The sequence below is a fragment of the Pseudomonas sp. MPB23 genome (assembly GCF_046605395.1).
GTDB lineage: Bacteria > Pseudomonadota > Gammaproteobacteria > Pseudomonadales > Pseudomonadaceae > Aquipseudomonas.
This window is the reverse complement of the sequence record NZ_CP176771.1, coordinates 92,913-113,370: the sequence shown is the minus strand read 5'-3', so window position 1 is coordinate 113,370 and position 20,458 is coordinate 92,913. Positions and strand designations below refer to the sequence as shown.

Here is a 20,458-nt window from a genome sequence, read left to right as displayed (position 1 = left end):
GTTCCTTGTTTTTGATGTGGGTACGGCAGAACCCGGCGACTATGCCGCAAAGCCTTTATGACTGTCCAGTTCTATGCAGTAGGCGGCACGATTAGCGAGGATTGCGCGAAATTTGTGACTGCGAGTCTGAATCCAGTCATTGGCAATACCGTCTCGAGATCGACGCAGGCCCACCGCCATCGCTGGCAAGCCAGCGCCTACCATTGATCTTCGTGGGGTCAGACGCGGAAGGCCTGCACGGCGGTGTTGAGTTGCCCACCCAGTACCAGCAGGTGCTCGCCCTGGCTGCGGCTCTGGCCGATGCGCAACAGATTGTCCTCGCCCAACTGGTGAATCCGCTCGCTGTTGTCGCGAATTTCACTGACGGCGCCACTTTGCTGCGCGGTCACATCGGCGATGCGCACGGCGGTGTCGGAAATGGTCTGGATCGCGCCGACGATTTCATCCAGCGCACCATCCGCCGCCTGCGCTTGCTGGGCGGTGGCTTCGGCGTGTTCGACCTGGGCGCGCATGCCTTCCACCGATTGGCGCGCGGCGGTTTGCAGGCCGGCGATCAGGCCCTGGATTTCGGCGGTGGCGCCAGCGGTGCGCTGGGCCAGGGAGCGCACTTCGTCGGCGACCACGGCAAAACCCCGCCCGGCGTCTCCGGCGCGGGCGGCTTCAATGGCGGCATTGAGCGCCAGCAAGTTGGTCTGGTCGGCAATCGAGCGGATCACCGTCAGCACGCCGCCGATGGTGGCGGATTCTGTGGAGAGTTTTTCGATCATCTGCGCGTTCTGCTGCACTTCACCCACCAGCGCATACAGCCCGGTCAGGCTCAGGCCGATCACCCGCTGGCCTTGCTCCACCGCCTGGCCGGCACTGCGACTGGCGCCGGCGGCCTGGCTGGCATCGCCGGCGACTTGCTGGATGGTCGCTTCCAGTTCGCCCAACGAGTCGCGAATCTGCGCGGTGTCCCCGGCCTGCCGTTCGGCGCCGTCGTGCAGGCCGCTGCTCAGTTCGGCGAGGGCGCGGCTGCTGCCGGCCACTTCTTCGGCATTGCCGCGAATGGTGCCGACCAGGTCCACCAGGTAGGCGCGCAAGCGGTTGAGGGACGCTTCGATGTCGCGCAGTTCACGGTTGGTCTTGCCCAAGGCGATCGGCTGGCTGAAGTCGCCTTCGGCCCAGGTCGACAAGGCCGGTGCCAGATTGGTCAGCACCCGCGCCAGGCGCCGCTGGAGGGTGTCGATCAGCAGGGCGATCAGCAGGATCAGGCCGATCATCAGCCCTTGCATCAGGCGCACTTCGCCCTGGATTTTGCCGTGCTGGGCGCGCACCACCGGCTCAAGGCCAGCGATAGCCTGCTGCACGGCGGCAATTTTCAGGTGGGTGCTCGCGGCCAGGTCGGCGCGTTGCCGGATCTGTTCGCGGGTGCGCTTGAGTTCGGCGGGGTAGCGGGTGAGCAGGGTGTTGAGTTCGCGCTTGAGGTCGACGCCGGTGTCCTGGGCTTCGGCTTTTTCGGTGTTTTCCAGGCCCATCAGCGCAGAAAAGTCATCGGCACCGGATTCGGTGCTGGCCTTCACGCCAAGCAACGGCAGTTGTTCCAACTGATCGGCCTGGCTGCGGATATTGCCGACTTCGCGCTCGACATCGTCTGCCAGCTCCGCGCGCCCGCTGCTCACCAGCTTGTCGCGGGCCAGGGACAACTTGCCCAGGTGCTGGGACGCTGCCAGCAGCGGCGGCAGGTAACGCGCCGCTTGCGCCGAGTTGACGCCGATGGCGTATTGGCTCAGTTGCTCCAGGTTCGCGCCCAATTCGCGCTCGGCTTGCAGCAACAGGGCTTGTGGGTCGCCCGCCAGCTTGCCGGCCGCGAGCAGTTCGGTTTTGCTGAAAGTATCCAGGTCCGTGAGGCTGGGGCGCAGGTTGCGGGCGAGATCGGCGGGCAATTCGTCCAGGTGCTGCAGCAGGCTTTCCAGGCTCTGGCTGGCGTTGCTCAAGCGCAGCGCATCCCCGCTGGCCAGGTAGTCGTCGATATTGCGCGCCGCCTGATTCTGGAAGGTCTGCGACAGGCCCAGGTAGCGCTCCATCAGCAAGTAAGGCTGCTCCAGCGCACGTTGCGACCACCAGAGCGTGGCCCCAAGGGCCAGGCAGACCGCCACCAGCAGGAGGGTATTGAGATTGGTCAGCAGCTTCAGGCGCATGCGGAATATCAACCGACAGCAAAGGGTAAGTGCCTGAAGTTATTGCGTTTGCGTTACAGAGTTATGACGGAATCAGTGGAATCCGATGAAAAGATGGCACTTTGCTTTGATGTGCGCGCAGCTTGCACGCGATTGCGTCCGGCATCCTTGGCGCGGTACAGCGCTTCGTCGGCTTCGGCGGCCATCATCAGGCTGTCGGACCCGTCGCACAGTTCAGCCACTCCGGCGCTGAAGGTGCACCACAAGTCTTCGGGCTGGGCCGGGTAGTGAATTTCGGCAAAGCGCCCGCGAATGTCGTCCAGCACGCGGCAGGCCGATTCCAAGTCGGTGTCGGGCATCACAATCGCGAACTCTTCACCGCCGTAGCGCCCGATGTAGTCGGTCTTGCGCAGGCGCTGCTTGAGAAACAGCGCCAGGCTCTTGATCACCCGGTCGCCCATGGGGTGACCGTGGCTGTCATTGACCCGCTTGAAGTGGTCGATGTCGAGCATGGCAAAGCTCAGCGGCTTGTTCTCGCGACGGGCGCGAAAGCTGCAGTCTTCGAGCAATTGCAGGATATGAGTGTGGTTGTACAGCCCGGTCAGGCTGTCGCGCACCATCCGTGCCTTGAGGTTGCGCGCGCGGGCGGCGCGGTTGCGCACGGTGGTGATCAGGTGACGCGGCTTGATCGGCTTGGTGAGGAAGTCGTCGCCGCCTTCGCTCATGGCGTCCAGTTGTTTATCCAGGTCGTCTTCGGCCGACAGGTAGATGATCGGCACGCTGACGTAGCGGTCGTTGTGGCGAATCACCTTGGCCAGTTCGGTGCCGGTACAGGCCGGCATGTACATGTCGAGGATGATCAGGTCGGGCTGGAAATCCGCCAGCTCGGCCATGGCCTGGATCGGCTCGATCAAGGTACGAGTGATGATGCCGGCGCTGTTGAGCAGCCGTTCGGTGTGCATCGCCTGGGCCCGCGAGTCGTCGATGATCAGCACTTTGTAGGGGTCGTACTGCGCGACGCAGGTCAGCACTTCGATCTTTTCCAGCAGGCTGGAGGCTTCCAGGGTGCCGGTGAGGAATTCCTGGCCACCGGCGCGCACGGCGGCGAGTCGAGTGGGGGTGTCGGTTTCGTGCAGGCTGAAAAACAGCAGCGGCAGCCGTTGCTCCAGGCCTTCCTGGGCTTCGGCGGCGAGCATGAGGCCAAGGCCGGCGCCGCAGAAATCCACGTCCATCACAATGGCCGACGGCAGGCGTTCGGCCATGCACGCACGAAACGCCTCGATGCTGTCCAGAGGCTGGGCGCTCATGCCAAAGAATTCCAACTGCTTGGCCAGACGTTCGGCGCGGTCGTAATCGTCGAGCATCACGTAGATCGGCTTGCGCATCGGCGGCAGGAAGGTTTGTTCCAACTGATCGCCCTGGCGCAGGCCGGTGCGGGACAGGCGCTGCATCAAGCGGTTGAGGTCGGTGATCAGGTGGCTGCTCAGGCGGCCGCGATTATCATCGACCGCCTTGAGGGATTCGCCGATGTGCTGCGCCAACTGGCTGTGCTCGGGCTGTTCGAAGCGCTCGGCAAAGCGCAGCAGGCGCAAGTTGGCTTCGCTGAGCTCAGAAAGATCGGTGCTGGACCATTCGCTGCGTTGCAGGCGCTGCCAGATCTCAAGAATTTGACGTGCCTGATGAATTACCCGCTGGGCAAAATGCTGCTTGAGGCGCTCACGGCTGGGGTCTTCTGGCTCGGTCATATCCTGACTACTAGTGAGGGAGCATACTGAGGTCGACTGGTGGCTGTATGCTAGCACCTCTTTTCCATGGGGTGAGTGTCATATATCAATTAACTGCCCGAGGTGGATATTCATTTATTGACCCATTGGTCTGGCAGCGGAAAAACTGTGCATCCCTTATAGTCGAACCTCCCTGGCGCGCCGGTTTGATGAAAAGCACCGCGCCGGCGGGCACGATGGGGTAGGGTTGTGGTCGGAGTGTTTGAACGCACGCCGTCAATTGAAGTGCATGAACTCAAGTGATTGAAAGGATATCGCCATGCTGGACTGGAAAAACCGTGCAGGCAGTGCCAAAGGCCCCGCGCCTGAGCCCAAGTCGGCCAATCGCGGCTATTTTCGTACGTTGCTGATGAGCCGAGCCTTGCTCAGCGTGATTGGCCTTTACCTGTTGGTCACCGGTGCCCTGGGTTGGTACTGGAGCGAAGAGCCGGCGCTGTTCCCGGTCCAGCAGAACGCCCAGCTTGCCGCCGAAAAGGAAGGCAAGCCGATGGTGGTGGGCTACACCACGGTGGAAACCCTCAAGACCGTGGCCGGCACCTTGCTGAACAAGCCCGGTGGCTATATTTCCAACGACCGTTTCCCGCCGGGCCTGTGGATGGACAACATGCCGAGCTGGGAGTACGGCGTGCTGGTGCAGGTGCGCGACCTGACCCGCGCCCTGCGTAAAGACTTCGCCCGTTCCCAGTCGCAGTCGGCGGAAGACGCGGACCTGGCCAAAGCCGAACCGCGTTTCAACTTCGACAACAAGAGCTGGGTGCTGCCTTCCAGTGAGTCGGAGTATCAGGAAGGCATCAACTCCCTGAGCCGCTATGAAGCACGCCTGTCCGACCCGAACCAGCGCGGCGCCCTGTTCTATGCGCGCGCCGATAACCTCAACAACTGGCTGGGCGATGTCGCCACGCGCCTGGGTTCGTTGTCGCAACGTCTGTCGGCCAGCGTTGGCCGGGTCAAGCTGAACACCTCTCTGAAAACCGAAGCGCTGGCGCCGGGTGAAGTGCCGCAGCTCGATGAAGAGGTGGTGGAAACCCCATGGATGCAGATCGACAACGTGTTCTACGAAGCCCGTGGCCAGGCCTGGGCCTTGTCCCATCTGCTGCGCGCCATCGAAGTCGACTTTGCCGACGTGCTGGCCAAGAAGAACGCCACCGTCAGCGTGCGTCAGATCATTCGTGAGCTGGAGGCGTCCCAGGAGCCGGTGTGGAGCCCGATGATCCTCAACGGTAGCGGCTTTGGCATATTGGCCAACCACTCGTTGGTGATGGCCAACTACATTTCCCGGGCCAACGCGGCGGTGATCGACTTGCGTCAACTGCTCAACCAGGGTTGATGATGGACGCCACTCAAAAGGAGGCCGCGCATCGCGCAGCCTCTGATGCGGAACTGATCTGTTGGGTGGACGAGCACGATAATCTGCTCGGCCACCTGGTCAGGTCCGACCTGCGTCAGCGCGGCCTCATCGGCCGCTGCACGTTTATCTTCCTGTTCAATTCGGCGGGTCTGCTGTGTGTGCATCGGCGCACACTGAGCAAAGCCCTGTACCCCGGTTTCTGGGACACGGCGGCCGGTGGAATGGTCGCAGCGGGCGAGTCCTATGCGGTGTCCGCTGCCCGCGAGCTGGAAGAAGAGCTGGGCGTCGGCGGGGTGGAGTTGATCGAGCATGACCACTTCTACTTCGAGGATGGCCATAGCCGCCTGTGGTGCAAATCCTACTCGGCGGTCTGGGATGGCCCGCTGAATCTTCAGCCTGAAGAGGTCATGGAAGCGCGCTTCTTACCGATTGAATCTGTGCTGCAGGAAGCCGAACAAAAGCCGTATTGCCCGGACGCCCGAGAGGGCTTGCGGCGCTATCTGGCCTCGCGTCGCTAAAGTTGCATGAATTGGCGCTATTTGGCTCTTAGCAAGTGAGCTTTTTGTGGTTACACTGCGCGACTTTTCACCCGAACCACCCTTGCTCCACCCCCTGATTCCTGTAGGAACGGGGGCCATGACGTTGGTGGTTCGGTAGCGCTGCCCCTGCCTGAGTGGGGCTTCGCGGTCGGTCATTCCCCTTTGCGGGTGCCGATCAGTCTTTGTCCTCCCAAGAGGATTGCCGGTGGCCAAAAAAGCCGCATCCTTCGCCGCCCTTGGTGGCCTGGTATTTTCCACCGACGCAGGTCGACACTGCCCGGACTGTCGTCAGCCCGTGGATTCGTGTACCTGCAAACAGACCCTGATCCCCGAAGGCGACGGCATTGCCCGCGTGCGCCGCGAGAGCAAAGGCCGCGGCGGCAAGACGGTGACCACCATCACCGGCGTGCCCCTGGCCGAAGACGCCCTTAAGGAACTCGCCACTGCGTTGAAAAAGCGCTGTGGCACCGGTGGTGCGTTGAAAGACGGCGTCATCGAGATCCAGGGCGATCACGTCGAGTTGCTGTTGGCCGAGCTGATCAAGCGCGGTTACAAGGCCAAGAAGTCCGGCGGCTGAAAGCCTCTTCCCAACCTGTGTCTAAACTCTGTCCTGCGAGTGGGGTCTACCTCTCTTACAGGCAAATCGTCATTTTCATTCTTTAGACTGCGCCTGCCTCGAACGAGGGGTGGCGCTTTCGCCTTCATTTATAGGGGACTTCGATGTCCGTACGACGCACACGCAAAGACGATGGCAGCCAATGGACAGTTGCGGACAGCCGCAGTGTCTACGGGATTCGCCATTGGGGGGCCGGGTATTTCGCGATCAATGATGCCGGTCGCGTTGAAGTCCGTCCGAACGGCCCGAGCAGCACACCTGTCGACCTTTACGAACAAGTGGACGCGCTGCGCAAAAGCGGTCTGTCCCTGCCGCTGCTGGTGCGTTTCCCCGACATCCTGCAAGACCGTGTGCGTCAGTTGACCGGTGCCTTCGACGTCAACATCGAGCGCCTGGAATACCAGAGCAAGTACACCGCGCTGTACCCGATCAAGGTGAACCAGCAGGAGGCGGTGATCGAAAACATCATCGCCACCCAGGACGTGTCCATCGGCCTGGAAGCCGGCTCCAAGCCTGAGCTGCTGGCCGTACTGGCCCTGGCGCCGAAGGGTGGCACCATCGTCTGCAACGGTTACAAAGACCGCGAGTTCATCCGTCTGGCGCTGATGGGCCAGAAGCTCGGTCACAACGTGTTTATCGTCATCGAGAAAGAATCCGAAGTCGGCCTGGTGATCGAAGAGGCCGCCAGCCTCAAGGTCAAACCCCAGGTCGGCCTGCGCGTGCGGTTGTCGTCCCTGGCGTCGAGCAAGTGGGCGGACACCGGTGGCGAGAAGTCCAAGTTCGGCCTGTCGGCGGCGCAACTGCTGTCGGTGGTCGAGCGCTTCCGCGCGGCCGGCCTGGACCAGGGCATCCGCCTGCTGCACTTTCATATGGGCTCGCAGATCGCCAACTTGGCCGACTACCAGCACGGCTTCAAGGAAGCCATCCGTTACTACGGCGAATTGCGCAACCTCGGCCTGCCCGTGGACCACATCGACGTGGGCGGTGGCCTGGGCGTGGACTACGACGGCACCCACTCGCGTAACGCCAGCTCGATCAACTACGACATGGACGACTACGCCGGCGTCGTCGTGGGCATGCTCAAGGAATTCTGCGATGCGCAGAGCCTGCCGCACCCGAACATCTTCTCCGAAAGCGGCCGCTCCCTGACCGCCCACCACGCCATGCTGGTGGTGCAGGTGACCGACGTCGAGAAGCACAACGACGAAATGCCGCAGATCGAAAACAAGGACAGCCTGCCGGAAACCGTGCAATGGCTGGTGGACCTGCTGGGCCCGACCGACATCGAAATGGTCACCGAAACCTACTGGCGCGCCACCCACTACATGAGCGACGTGGCCAGCCAGTACGCCGACGGCAAACTGACCCTGGCGGAAAAGGCCCTGGCCGAACAATGCTACTTCGCCGTGTGCCGCCGCCTGCACAACTCACTCAAGGCCCGCCAGCGTTCGCACCGCCAGGTGCTGGACGAACTCAACGACAAGCTGGCCGACAAGTACATCTGCAACTTCTCGGTGTTCCAGAGCCTGCCGGATACCTGGGCGATCGGCCAGGTGCTGCCGATCCTGCCGCTGCATCGCCTCGACGAAGAGCCGCTGCGCCGCGCGGTGCTGCAGGACCTGACCTGCGACTCCGATGGCAAGATCAAGCAATACGTCGACGAGCAAAGCATCGAGACCAGCCTGCCCGTGCATGCGCTGAAGGACGGCGAAGACTACCTGCTGGGGATCTTCCTGGTGGGCGCCTATCAGGAAATTCTCGGTGATATGCACAACCTGTTCGGCGATACCGACTCGGTGAACATCTACCAGCGTGAAGACGGTTCGGTGTTCAGCGCCGGTATCGAGACCCACGACACCATCGAAGACATGCTGCGCTATGTGCACTTGTCGCCGGAGGAGTTGATGACGCATTACCGCGACAAGTGCGCGAGCGCGAAGATCAGTGCCAGTGAGCGTACCCAGTTTCTGGATGCCTTGCGCTTGGGGCTGACGCGTTCGTCTTACCTGTCTTCCTGAGTTTTTCGCCGATCTTCTCGGAGGGCCGCTGCCAGTGCAGTGGCCCTTTTTTTACGTCTGTGGTTGTTGGTTTTACTGAACAATCAGGCAAAGGTCTTGTTGGCAGTTTTTCGTTTTTCCGATTGCCGTGACGTACTTCAAGCTGTTTTCTTTGTCGGCGGGTGTTATTGACACGGGGTATTGAGACATATCTCGTTCGAGGGTCTGCTTAGGGGCGAGCGTTTCTTTGAGCCCTTTCTGAACCACCAATACATTGACCGCACTGTTGTTCCTGATCTCAACTTTTTTCAGGGCCGGGGAGGGGTCTACACTCGGTGCCTGTACCGGGTCCACAGTGATTTGACCGTCGGGCAAAGTGTCCATTGGGCCCGCGTCAGAGCCGGTAGCGTCCAGCGCCAATGTGGCTTGCGCCCACAGGGCAATCAGTCCGATGACAATTCCTTTGCTTGCTTTCAGGTCCATTGGGCGACTTCCCGGGTTGTTGGGGCCACGGTAATGGAGGTGGTTAATCCTCCGCTATTCATAGCCTATTCAACGCTTGTCCCGACTGCTTGTAACCTGTGAAAACTAACAGGTGCTCATGTGCTCTCGACGTGAGCTGCGCCATTGAGCCAGCGGTCCTGCTTATTCAAGCGCCAGGCAATCGTCCACAGCGTAAGACTGCGCAGGGCCATGAACAGCAGGAAGCTGATCCACAGGCCGTGGTTGCCGTAGCCCTGCAACAGCCAGGCGAATGGCAGCAGGATCAGCACCGTCAGCAGCATGCCATTGCGCATCTCCCGCGCGCGCGTGGCGCCGATGAACAGCCCGTCCAGCACGTAGCTCCACACCGCAATCAGTGGCAGAACCGCCAGGTATGGCAGGTAGATGTCGGCGGTTTCGCGCACGCTGGGGATATCGGTCTGCATGGCGATAAACAGGTGGCCGGCGAAGGTGAAGAGCAGGGCGAAACCGACGCTGGCGATCAGCGACCAACCGCAGGCGACCACCAGTGAACGGCGCAACGCCTGACGGTCGTGCGCGCCAATGGCATGGCCGCACAGCGCTTCGACCGCATGGGCCAGGCCGTCCAGGGCGTGAGCGGTCAGCAGCAGGCCGTTGAGCAACAGCGCGTTGGCGGCCACGGTGGCGTCGCCCAGGCGTGCGCCCTGCACCGTGATCATGAAAAACACCGATTGCAGCGCCAGGCTGCGGATAAAAATGTCGCGGTTCACCGCCAGCAAGGGGCGCCAGTTTTGCCACACCTTCAACGCGGCCCAAGCGATATGCCCAGGGTAGGCGCGCAGGGCTTTTTGCGTGAGCGCCAGGCCCAGGACGGCGCCGGTCCACTCGGCGATCACCGAGGCACGGGCGGAACCGACCACGCCCCAGTCCAGGCCGAGGACGAACCACAGGTTCAGGGCGATGTTGACCAGGTTGGTGGTCAGCAGGATCGCCAGCGGCGCGCGGGCGTTCTGTGTGCCGAGGAACCAGCCGACCAGGGCGTAGCTGGCCAGGGCGGCGGGCAGGCCGAACAGACGGGTGTGGAAGAAGTCGCGGGTCAGTTGATTCAGTTCGGGGGAGGGTTGCATCCACCCCAGCGCCAGGTGGCTCAGCGGTATGCCCAGCGTGCCGAGCAGCATCGCCAGCCCCAGGGCCAGTAGCAAACCCTGCAACAGGATCTGTCGCAACGCCGCCCCATCGTTACGCCCGGCGGCCTGGGCGGCGAAGCCCGTGGAACCCATGCGCAAAAAGCCCATGGCCCAGGCCAGGAACGTATACAGGCTGGCCCCGACCGCCACGGCACCCAGTTGATGGGCGTGGGGCAGGTGGCCGATGACCATGCTGTCCACCAGGGCCACCAGCGGTACCGAGATGTTCGACAGAATCATCGGCGCGGCCAGGGCCCAGACGCGGCGATGGGTGGGGCGATGGCGCCAGTCGGTGAGCAGAACAGTCATTTGGGCTCCTTTGGGGGGCGCATTGTAACCGGCTGTCAGGGGGCAGCAGGACCCATGCAAAGCCTATTTCGTCACTCACCCCACATGGCAAAAAGTTGCACAGTAAAAAGCTGAAAAATCACCCCTAAATCCTCTACAGCCCTTGATTAACAAGGGCTACAGCCAAGTGCGCAAGAAGTTGCACAGCACTGTGCAACTTCTTGCGCACTTTTTCGCCTTTTTTCGTCCAAAAAAGCTGTTTTGTCTGCCTTTTTTAAGCTAAGTCACTGTTCTGTATAGCAATTATTTGTCTTGGCACGCTGTTTGATATGAAGACGCTCCCCAACGGGCAATTTCGCCCCTTGGGCACCTTCATTTTTCAAGCAAGGAGCATCTCCATGGCAACCCCCGCTTACATGTCCATCACCGGCACCAAACAAGGTCTGATCACCGCCGGGGCCTTCACTGCCGACTCGGTGGGCAACACCTATCAGGAAGGTCACGAAGACCAGGTCATGGTCCAGGGTTTCAGTCACGAAGTGATCATCCCCCGCGATCCGCAGTCCGGCCAGCCCACCGGCCAGCGCGTGCACAAGCCCGTCAAGATCACCAAGGTCTTCGATAAATCCTCGCCGCTGCTGCTCGCGGCCCTCACCTCCGGCGAGCGCCTGAGCGAAATCACCATCCAGTGGTACCGCACCTCGGCGGCCGGTACCCAGGAGCACTACTTCACCACCAAGCTTGAGGACGCAATCATCGTCGATATCAAGGACCACATGCACAACTGCCAGGACCCGGCGAACGCGCATTTCACTCACTTGGAAGACGTTGCATTCACCTACCGCAAAATCACTTGGACCCATGAAGTATCCGGCACTTCCGGCTCCGATGACTGGCGCGCGCCGGTCACTGGCTAAGCCTGGCTGACCCTGCGGGACATCGGCCAGCCGCACTGGCCGATGTCGTTTTTTTCGCGGCATGACAGAAGGAAAAACGGGATGTTCGCACCAGCCGACCAGACCCACTTCAGCCTCGCCCTCAAGGGGCTCAAATACGAGCTTCTAGTCCTTTCCCTGACGGGACGCGAAGCCATCAGCCAACCGTTCGCGTTCGACCTTGAACTGGTCAGTGAACACTCGTCGCTCGACCTCGAGAGCCTGCTGCACAAGCCGGCTTTTTTGCAGCTCGCACCGGACGGCCGCGGCATTCATGGCCAGGTTTATCGCGTGGCCCAGGGCGACGCCGGCAAGCGTCTGAGCCGTTACTCGATGACCCTGCGCCCGCAACTGGCGTACCTCGCGCACCGCTTCAACCAGCGCATCTTCCAGAACCTCACGGTGCCCAGCATCATTGCCCAGGTTCTCGAAGCACATGGCATCCAGAGCAATGCCTACACCTTTCACCTGGGCACGACGTATCCCACACGCGATTACTGCGTTCAATACGACGAATCCGACCTGCAGTTCATCCAGCGTCTGTGCGAAGAAGAAGGGATTCACTACCACTTCCAGCACAGCGCCACGGCCCACAAAGTCGTGTTCGGCGACGACCAGACGGTGTTCCCCAGGCTCACCCCCGTGGCCTACCAGCAAGACTCCGGCCTGGTCGCCAGCGAACCGGTCATCAAGCACTTCGGCCTGCGCCTGGAAACCCGCACCAGCCGCACCACCCGCCGCGACTACCACTTTGAAATCCCGCGCGTCAGCCTCGAAGGCGACGAGCGCAGCGACGCCCTACCCGACCTCGAAGACTACGACTACCCCGGCCGTTTCCACGACAGCCAACGCGGCAGGCACCTGGCCAAGCGCGCCCTCGAACGCCACCGCAGCGACTACCGGCTCGCCGAAGGCACAAGCGATCAACCGCTGCTGCTCAGCGGCCATTTCCTACCCCTGACCCACCACCCCAAGGCCCGCTGGAATGACCTGTGGCTACTGACCGAAGTCATCCACGAAGGCAAACAGCCGCAGGTCCTGGAAGAGTCGATCACCAGCGACACCCCCGATGACGATTTCCACCAGGGCTACCGCAACCGTTTTCTCGCCACCCCGTGGGACGTGTTCTACCGCCCGCCGCTGAACCATCCCAAACCGCGCATCCTCGGCAGCCAAACCGCCGTGGTCACCGGTCCCCAAGGCGAAGAGATCCACTGCGACGAATACGGCCGCGTCAAAGTGCAATTCCACTGGGACCGCGAAGGCCAGGGCGACGACCACAGCAGTTGCTGGCTGCGCGTCTCGTCCGCCTGGGCCGGCGCCCGCTACGGCGGCATCGCCATCCCCCGCGTCGGCATGGAAGTGCTGGTGACCTTCCTCGAAGGCGACCCCGACCAACCGCTGATCAGCGGCTGCCTGTATCACAAGGAACACCCGGTTCCGTATCCGCTGCCCGCGAATAAAACCCGCACCGTATTCAAAACCCTCAGCTCACCGGGTGGCAGTGGCTTCAACGAACTGCGCATCGAAGACAAAAAAGGCCAGGAACAAATCTTCCTGCACGCCCAGCGCGACTGGGATGAAAACATCGAACACGACCAAAAGATCCGCGTCGGCAACGAACGCCACGACACGGTCGAGAAGAACGCCTACAGCGAATTCAAGGCCGAGGAGCACCACACCGTCCACGCCGACCGCAAGGTTCAAACACAGGCGGACGATCACCTCACGGTGGCGCTGAATCAGCACATCAAGATCGGCACGGGGCTATTCGTCGAGGCAGGCCAGGAGATTCACCTGAGCAGCGGGCTGAAGGCCATGCTGGAAGCCGGTATGGAACTGACGCTCAAGGCCGGCGGGAGTTTTATCAAGATCGACCCCAGCGGCGTGTGGATCAGCGGGCCGGCGACGAATCTGAATTCCGGGGGCAGCCCTGGCAATGGCACGGGGGCAGCGCCGTTGTTGCCGGGGCTGTTGAAGGCGGTGGATGCGGACAAGGCCGGCCAGCTACTGGTCCCCGCCATGCTCAATCCATTTATACGAAAAAGCACCCAAGGGGTTCCCCTTGTCCCCATTTGTGGCAAGCAAGCCAATGGTGTGTGCACACGGGAGGTCTGCCCATGTCTACCTGGCTGAATACAGTGCTCAAGCAGCCGAGCGCTGCGGAACCGTGGTCAAACATCGCAAGCCGCTCGCTGTATTGCATCATCGACACGGTGCGCCAACCCCGCGCGCTGGAGCAGCTCTACCAACAGGACGGTATCAGCGGCATTGACCGACTCTTTCGAAATACCCCATTCGTTGACATGAGCGATGTCAGCCCGCTCTGGGTGCCCTTGAAACCAGGGAGCCCGGTGGCATCCAAAGCCATCGAGCTATGCCGGAACAACCGCTCCGGTCTCCTCCTCAGTTGCGGCGCCAAACCGGAAGCTGCCTTCCTGCACGCTCAACGCCTGCTGCGAATGAGCTGTCGTCGGCAGGGTGAGGTGTTGGCCAGATACTACGACCCGGCCTTTTGGATTGCATTGGCGTTGACCACGTCCACGCACAGGCTTTATGGCCCTTGGGACAGCGTTTTCACCCCACCCGCTCACCCCAGCGAACGAGCCTGGCGGATCTGGGAACAGCCACCGCCACCCCATGAATATTCAGCGGCGCATGACCAGCCGTTGCTGCTGGATGACAGCACATTGACTGCCGCCGAAGGCACTCGATGGTGGTATTGGGTGCGCGCACGCGAAGCGGAGTCAGCCCAGACGCTACGCGATGAACAGCTGCCGACGGTGTTCGACAACTTGGGCCTGCTTGTAGAAAAGGGCATCGATGAAGGACGTCACCTCGAACGTCTACTGCCCCATCTCAGCCAGTGCGCTTGGCAAGAACGTCCCGAAATCATGAGTGTGCTGAGCAGCAACCTGCCGCCCTTCGAAAAAGTACAGCGGTTGGAGGTTTGAAATGACAGACACATCCGAAACCCAAGCAAACACACAGCAGGCGCCTGTCGTTCTCCCGCCGGAAATGTCAGGCGTTCCCGTCGATCTCGAAACATTCTGCGCCGATAAAACGCCCGACTGCAGCACGAGCTTCTACGACATCATCTACGTCACCGGACAGCGACGGTTCTGGTTGCTGCCCAAACGCCTGGCCGAGCAGCTACAGGAAAGTGTCAGCGCACTCAAAAAGAAGACGGTCGACACCGACAAAGCCACCCGCATGAGCAACATTGCCGACGCAGGTTTGCTGGATTATTTCCTCACCCCAGGACCGGAAGCGTTCCTGGAAAGTACCGATGGCGAAACCGGAGAACTCGGCCGCTATACCCAGTCCAGAGAGGCCATCTCCGATGACACCGCCAAGACAGCTCAATGCCGTCGGGATTGGGACGCGGCTAAAGCGAGTGGCGACAGCACCGCAGCGATGCACGCCGAGCGCGAGATGTTTGCCGCTCAAAAACGCATCGAAAAAAATCAAAAGCGCATGGCCGATCTGGAAAAAATTTCCAGCGCACGTGCCGAAGCCTTGGGCTACAAGCGTGAGAACGGCGTGTTCTATACCCCGCGCGCCTTACAGGCCCGGGACGCGATGGATCGATACCTGGCCGAACGGAAAAAAGCCAAGGCTCATGGTTTCAGGATGTTCGATCCGGGCACGAAGACGGTCGAGTCCGCCTGGGAGCACCTGAAGCAATACAAGGCCTTTCAGAAAACATTCCTGGAAACCGGGATCGTCGACGAGAAAGCGCTCAAAAGCCTGCAAATCAACATCCTGACGCTTGAAGCAGTGATGGCAACGTACATCAATGCCATCGTCGAACTCGCCGAATGCGGTATTGCCGTGCCCGAATTTGCACTCAGCCCCGATGACCAATATGAAGGCACTGAGGCGTTCCAGGCCTACATGAAACTGCAGAGCAAACGCGCCCTCCTGGAGCGAAGTATTGAAGCGCGTTACGAAGAGTGGGTCTCGGCGACTGCGGGTAAGGCTGCACCGCCCGGCGTGCTGTTCGCCGACCTTCAAGAGCAGTGGCATGAGCTGAACAAAGAGGACGAGCAGATCAGAAACACCGCCGAGGGCACGGTACGGTGGGCGTTGCCGCCACGGCTTTTTGTCTGGGATCCGGAAAGCTACAAACCCAACGCCATCGAACGGTTGGCCAAGGCGAATATTCCCTTGCGGGAGATGAGCAGCGCCTCATCCGACGACTTGCTAAACCATATCAGCCTCAAGTACCTCGCCCGGGAAACCGGTGGCGCGCTGGGCAAAGCCCTCGAGGATCTGAAATCGCTGCCCAAATCCTTAGCCAGAGCAGCGGACGATGACCGCGTCTTCAGCGATTGGCTGAAGGCCGGGGGCGCCCATCCACTGGATGAAAAGGGCCCCTGGTTTGACAGTGCCGGGTTGTTCCTCCCGGACCGCTTTTTTGCCGCGCTGAAAACCGCCAACTTCAAGGTTGAAAGCCTGGAAGCAGCCGACAAACGCGAGCGCTGGGGCAATACCCTCAAGGCCATGATTTTCGAGGACAAACAACTACGCAATCTGATGCTCTTCGACAACAGCCCCCAGGCCCAACTTGTGCGCTGCTTGCTACCCGAAGGCAGCAGCCTGCAGGCCGGGGTCAAGCTGGAAGGCCCCACATGGAACAACGGCCCGCAAATGGCCAGCGCCAAGGTCAATCTGGACGTAGCGGGATGGCGGGGTGAAGTCACCCTGTTGAACCTCGAACTGCCGAAACGAAGCAAAGCGCAATCGTTGACAGCCGACTACACCGCCTATGACGGCAGTGTGCGCACGGTCGACTTTGGCAAGCTGTCGCTCGACCTCAGCGCCAAAGCCTGGGGCTTCGCCGGCGCCGGCCTGATGCTCGCCCGAGACCTGACCCTCGACCAGGCCACGGGCTACACCAGCCTCTCGGGCATCGACATCGCGGAACGATCCGGCGACCTGGCCAAGTTCGACCTATTCGTCGGCGCCCAGGCCGGCTGCAAACTCAGCGGCCAATTATTCTGGTGCCCACCTCCCGGCATTCTCCCCCCCGCCCCGATTCCCAATCGCGCGTTCGACAGCCAGTGGCGTCCATTGGCCAAACTCGACATGGAAGTCGCAGCGGCTGTGGGCGCCAGTTTCTCTGGCAACCTGAAACTGCGTATTGAAGGCGGGCGTTTCCTGCTGTCCCTAAAAGGTTCATTGGTCTGGGGGGTTGGCTTCAAAGGCTATATGACCTTTGAAGTGGGATATGAAAGCGTCATCGCCCTGCTCGAACTGGTGCGCAAGGAAATGGCCGCAAATCGCTATCAGGACCTTGATTGGGTCGACGGTGAAGCATTGGCTTATGTCAGAAACTTGAGTTTCCTGGGGGCTGTAGGGGTCGATGTTGCATTTGTGTATGTGCGTGGGTATGCGGTGGTTAAGGAGGTTTATGGGCAACTTACGGATGGGGGGCGTGGGGGGCTGATTGCTTATAAGTTGGTTCAAAATAGAACTCAGAGAGTTATGGAGGATTGGGTGCGGAACCTGCAGCCTCAGGCTTTTGGACCGCTACTGTTGGCGTTGAGTAGCGCGCCCAAATCCTTTTCAGTAACAGAGGAGCGAGGTGTCCGTAGTTTTAATGAGACCCAAGCCCACCTATTGCAACAACAAGCAATCGAAAGATGCGTTGGATGGATATCACGCAAGTCCGACGCTTGTCAGCAGTTTGAAGAGGCAGTCATTTGTATGAACAGGGATGGCACTCGCCCGATATCGGCAGGCCTAGCCTATTGTAAAAATAAGGCGCGACTTGATTTGTTCATGGCTGAAAAAATCTGGGTGCTCGATAGAGATAACAACGATATCAGAGCTAGATATCGTCAGTGTGTAACGACTTTAGGGGAACGGTTGAATGGTTATTGCGAGTACAGTAAGACATATGCAGGACCAGCTTTCGCACCTGTTGAAGAAATCAAGACAGTCTATAAGGGGCCAAACATTGATTAATCAAGTCATTGCCAGCACTATCTTTACTTTATTGTTTTCGAGCGCGGCCATTGCCCAACTTACACAGGAGCAACAAACGGCAAAAGACCGTGGGGTCGCACTATATAAACAAAGTGACTGGTACGATTCTCAACCACTCCTAAAGACGGCAGCAGAAGCGGGCGATAGACAGGCTCAATATTATCTAGGCGAGGCTATTCGACTCAGTAATTGGCACGCCACTGCTGAAGCAAGAAAATGGTATGAAGCCGCTGCCGAACAGGGCGATCTTTACTCCATGCTCCGTCTTAGCAGTAAGGATGACTTATGCAAGTATATGGGTACATGCAATGAAAAGTCTGGAAAAGACTGGCGACAACAGGCACTTAAAATTGCCTTTGAACGCGCGGAAAAAGGCGACACAGAGGCAATGACAGTCCTTTATACCGCCGGACGAGGATTGGGATGGTTAGAAAAAGCCGCTGATGCAGGAGATAGCTATGCTCAGAACTTATTAGCGAACGCTTACAAGGATGGATATGGGTGGTTCTTAATTCCTGGAAACCGAGAAAAGGCTGTTGAACGATGGTTCAAAGCTTCGGCAGAAGGTGGGGATCCAGAAGCAATGTTCTCCTATGCAAATCTGTTGTATGAAAAGAATGGCGATAAGAAAGAGGTCGCACATTGGCTTAAGAGGTCAGCAGAGGGCGGATATATTACTGGGGTTAGCAACTACGCAGTTCGACTTGCTCATCTGCCTGATGAGCTTGGGTATCCACTCGACTTGGTAAAAGCTTATGGGTTGACTTACTTGCTCTCCAAGCTTGAGGGCGGTGGCACTGCACCTGAGAATGGTCAAAGAAATCTTCCAAGAATCGCTGAAAAGATGAATGAACAGGAAATCCAGGAGGGCATAGCTTTTGCTAAGGAGTGGGAAAAAAACCATCCCCCGCTTTCCTATTTTCACCCCATTTTCGGTTACTGAGTTTGTATGAACAGGAATGGTGCTCGCCGACACCGGCAAGCCCTACCTGTTTAAGAAATCAAGACAGTCTATAAAGGGCCAAACATTGATTAATTACATTGTTGTCAGCACCGTCTTTACTCTATTGTTTTCGAGCGCAGCCGCTGCCCAGTTTACACCGGAGCAACAAGCGGCTAAAGACCGCGGGGTTGCACTATATAAACAAAGTGACTGGTACGATTCTCAACCACTCCTAAAGACGGCAGCGGAAGCGGGCGATAGACAGGCTCAATATTATCTAGGGGAGGCTATTCGACTTAGTAAACGGTACACCACTGCCGAAGCAAAAAGATGGTATGAAGCTGCCGCTGAGCAAGGTGATCTTTACGCCATGCTTCGCCTTAGCAGCAAAGACGACTTATGTCGTTATATGGGGACTTGCAATGGAAAGATCGGCGAACAATGGCGAAAACAGGCAATAAAAATTGCTCGTGAGCGTGTCGAAAAAGGTGACACGGAAGCAATGATTATACTTTTTGCCGCTAACCAAGGTCTGGCATGGTTAGAAAAAGCTGCCGAGGCAGGAGATGGATTCGGCCAGCAACTATTAGCCAGTGCTTATAAAGGTGGCGGAGGTTGGTTTCTTATTCCGGGCAACCGTGAAAAAGCCATTGAGAAATGGTTTAAGGCATCGGCGGAGAGCGGTTTTCCGCCGGGAATGTATTTATATGCAAATTTTCTATATGAACATGGCGGAAGCAAGGCCGATGTCGGATATTGGCTTAAGAAAACCGCTGAAGCTGGACATATTGATGCAATGGGAAGCTATGCTCTAAATGTTGCGCATATGCCAGATAGCTATGGGTATCCGTTGGATCTAGTGAAGGCTTATGGTCTGGCATATCTCATTTCCAAGCTTTCAGGCGGTGGCGCCGCGCCAAAAGAAGGTAGAGAGACTCTTTCAGAACTTACCAGGCATATGACACCGGATCAAATAAGTCAGGGTGTAGAGTTTGCGGCTGAGTGGGAAAGTAGCCATCCTCCATTGTCTTATTTTGAACCGGTTTATGGGTATTGAGTACGTTATGGTAATGTGAAGAGAGTTTCTTGAGTTTTTATTGGTTGAGTTCTGCGTTTTATATATTTGGGTGTCATAGAGTGTAAGGAAAAATAAAAATGTTTGGCGAAAATGCAAATTTATAAGGGGTGGGGTGATGCTTAATCAAGTCGTAATCAGCACTGTGTTAACGTTATTTTTTTCATCCTTTGCACTTGCCCAGTTGATGCACGAGCAACAGGCAGCCAAGGACAAAGGTCTCGAGCTTTATAATCAAAGCGATTGGTACGACTCTCAACCTTTACTGCGCATTGCCGAAGAAGCTGGAGATCGGACGGCTCAATATTATCTAGGCGAGGCTATTCGGCTTAGTAGTTGGTACACCACTACTGAAGCAAGAAAATGGTATGAAGCTGCCGCCGAACAGGGTGATCTTTACTCCATGCTCCGTCTTAGCAGTAAGGATGACTTATGCCGTTATATGGGGACTTGCACTGGAAAGTCCGGCGAACAATGGCGAAAACAGGCAATAAAAATTGCTCGTGAGCGTGTCGAAAAAGGTGACACGGAAGCAATGATTGTACTTTTTACGGCCAACCAAGGTCTGGCATGGTTAGAAAAAGCTGCCGAGGCGGGAGATGGATTCGGCCAGCAACTATTAGCCAGTGCTTATAAAGGTGGCGGAGGTTGGTTTCTTATTCCTGGTAGCCGTGAGAAGGCCATTGGAAAATGGTTTAAGGCTTCGGCGGAGAACGGTTTTCCGCCGGGAATGTATTTGTATGCCAATTTCCTATATGAGCATGGCGGCAGTGAGGCGGATGTTGGATATTGGCTTAAGAAAACTGCTGAGGCAGGACATATTGAAGCTATGGTAAGTTACGCTCTAAATATAGCGCACTTGCCCGAAAGATACGGGCTTCCTCTTGATCTAGTGAAGGCTTATGGCTTGACTTATATGCTTTCTAAACTTGAAGGAGGAGGTGTTGGGCCAGAAGATGGCAAGAGAAACCTTCCAAGAATTGCTGAAAAGATGAATGAACAGGAAATCCGGCAAGGAATAGCTTTTGCTGAAGAATGGGAAAAACCCCACCCCCCACTTTCCTATTTCGACCCCATCTACGGGTACTGACCCTTGGACTAAAACCTCATGACGATGCCCCTGCGGTT

At 58.5% G+C, this 20,458-nt stretch carries 15 protein-coding genes; 11 read left to right on the top strand and 4 right to left on the bottom strand.

The annotated features are described in order from the left end of the window. Positions 1-218 precede the first annotated feature (218 nt). Both ACLH0J_RS00480 and ACLH0J_RS00475 read right to left on the bottom strand, forming a co-directional pair. Positions 219-2,180, bottom strand: coding sequence for a methyl-accepting chemotaxis protein (locus tag ACLH0J_RS00480; RefSeq protein WP_411390434.1), 1,962 nt, complete (start codon positions 2,178-2,180; stop codon positions 219-221). A gap of 53 nt (positions 2,181-2,233) precedes the next feature. Continuing rightward, entirely contained in the window at positions 2,234-3,904 is a 1,671-nt protein-coding gene (locus tag ACLH0J_RS00475) for a diguanylate cyclase (RefSeq protein WP_411390433.1), read from the bottom strand. A 388-nt stretch (positions 3,905-4,292) separates the two neighbouring features. Here ACLH0J_RS00475 and ACLH0J_RS00470 point away from each other — a divergent pair, with 388 nt between their 5' ends. The 4 genes from ACLH0J_RS00470 to speA all read left to right on the top strand — a co-directional run bounded on the left by ACLH0J_RS00470 (position 4,293) and on the right by speA (position 8,464). Then, positions 4,293-5,270, top strand: a complete 978-nt coding sequence (locus ACLH0J_RS00470) for a DUF2333 family protein (protein ID WP_411392756.1) — start codon at positions 4,293-4,295, stop codon at positions 5,268-5,270. 2 nt (positions 5,271-5,272) lie between these two features. Next, entirely contained in the window at positions 5,273-5,809 is a 537-nt protein-coding gene (locus ACLH0J_RS00465; RefSeq protein ID WP_411390432.1) for an NUDIX hydrolase, read from the top strand. 226 nt (positions 5,810-6,035) lie between these two features. Next, a complete protein-coding gene (locus ACLH0J_RS00460; RefSeq protein ID WP_010563417.1) occupies positions 6,036-6,407 on the top strand; it encodes a translation initiation factor Sui1 in 372 nt (123 codons plus the stop codon). A 143-nt stretch (positions 6,408-6,550) separates the two neighbouring features. Then, positions 6,551-8,464, top strand: coding sequence for an arginine decarboxylase (speA, locus tag ACLH0J_RS00455; protein ID WP_411390431.1), 1,914 nt, complete (start codon positions 6,551-6,553; stop codon positions 8,462-8,464). 72 nt (positions 8,465-8,536) lie between these two features. Here the strand turns inward: speA and ACLH0J_RS00450 are convergent, their stop codons facing one another. Further along, positions 8,537-8,926, bottom strand: coding sequence for a hypothetical protein (locus tag ACLH0J_RS00450; protein ID WP_411390430.1), 390 nt, complete (start codon positions 8,924-8,926; stop codon positions 8,537-8,539). A gap of 116 nt (positions 8,927-9,042) precedes the next feature. Next, positions 9,043-10,404 carry an MATE family efflux transporter gene (locus ACLH0J_RS00445; RefSeq protein WP_411390429.1) on the bottom strand — a complete coding sequence of 454 codons (1,362 nt, stop codon included), beginning with the start codon at positions 10,402-10,404 and terminating at the stop codon, positions 9,043-9,045. Positions 10,405-10,781: 377 nt separating this feature from the next. Between ACLH0J_RS00445 and ACLH0J_RS00440 the strand changes: the two genes are divergently transcribed. From ACLH0J_RS00440 to ACLH0J_RS00410, 7 genes are all read left to right on the top strand, one after another. Then, complete coding sequence (locus ACLH0J_RS00440; protein ID WP_411390428.1) at positions 10,782-11,300, top strand: Hcp family type VI secretion system effector; 519 nt, start codon at positions 10,782-10,784, stop codon at positions 11,298-11,300. A gap of 81 nt (positions 11,301-11,381) precedes the next feature. After that, on the top strand, positions 11,382-13,454 hold the full coding sequence (locus ACLH0J_RS00435) for a type VI secretion system tip protein VgrG (protein ID WP_411390427.1): 2,073 nt from the start codon (positions 11,382-11,384) through the stop codon (positions 13,452-13,454). Next, positions 13,439-14,272, top strand: coding sequence for a DUF4123 domain-containing protein (locus ACLH0J_RS00430; RefSeq protein WP_411390426.1), 834 nt, complete (start codon positions 13,439-13,441; stop codon positions 14,270-14,272). Before ACLH0J_RS00435 ends, ACLH0J_RS00430 begins: the two co-directional genes overlap by 16 nt. Before the next feature lies 1 nt (position 14,273). Then, positions 14,274-17,291, top strand: coding sequence for a hypothetical protein (locus ACLH0J_RS00425; RefSeq protein ID WP_411390425.1), 3,018 nt, complete (start codon positions 14,274-14,276; stop codon positions 17,289-17,291). Beyond that, positions 17,284-18,255, top strand: a complete 972-nt coding sequence (locus ACLH0J_RS00420; protein ID WP_411390424.1) for a tetratricopeptide repeat protein — start codon at positions 17,284-17,286, stop codon at positions 18,253-18,255. The genes ACLH0J_RS00425 and ACLH0J_RS00420 overlap by 8 nt, the downstream gene beginning before the upstream one ends. Before the next feature lie 16 nt (positions 18,256-18,271). After that, positions 18,272-19,312 carry a tetratricopeptide repeat protein gene (locus tag ACLH0J_RS00415; RefSeq protein WP_411390423.1) on the top strand — a complete coding sequence of 347 codons (1,041 nt, stop codon included), beginning with the start codon at positions 18,272-18,274 and terminating at the stop codon, positions 19,310-19,312. Positions 19,313-19,448: 136 nt separating this feature from the next. Beyond that, positions 19,449-20,420, top strand: coding sequence for a tetratricopeptide repeat protein (locus tag ACLH0J_RS00410; protein WP_411390422.1), 972 nt, complete (start codon positions 19,449-19,451; stop codon positions 20,418-20,420). Positions 20,421-20,458: the final 38 nt, after the last annotated feature.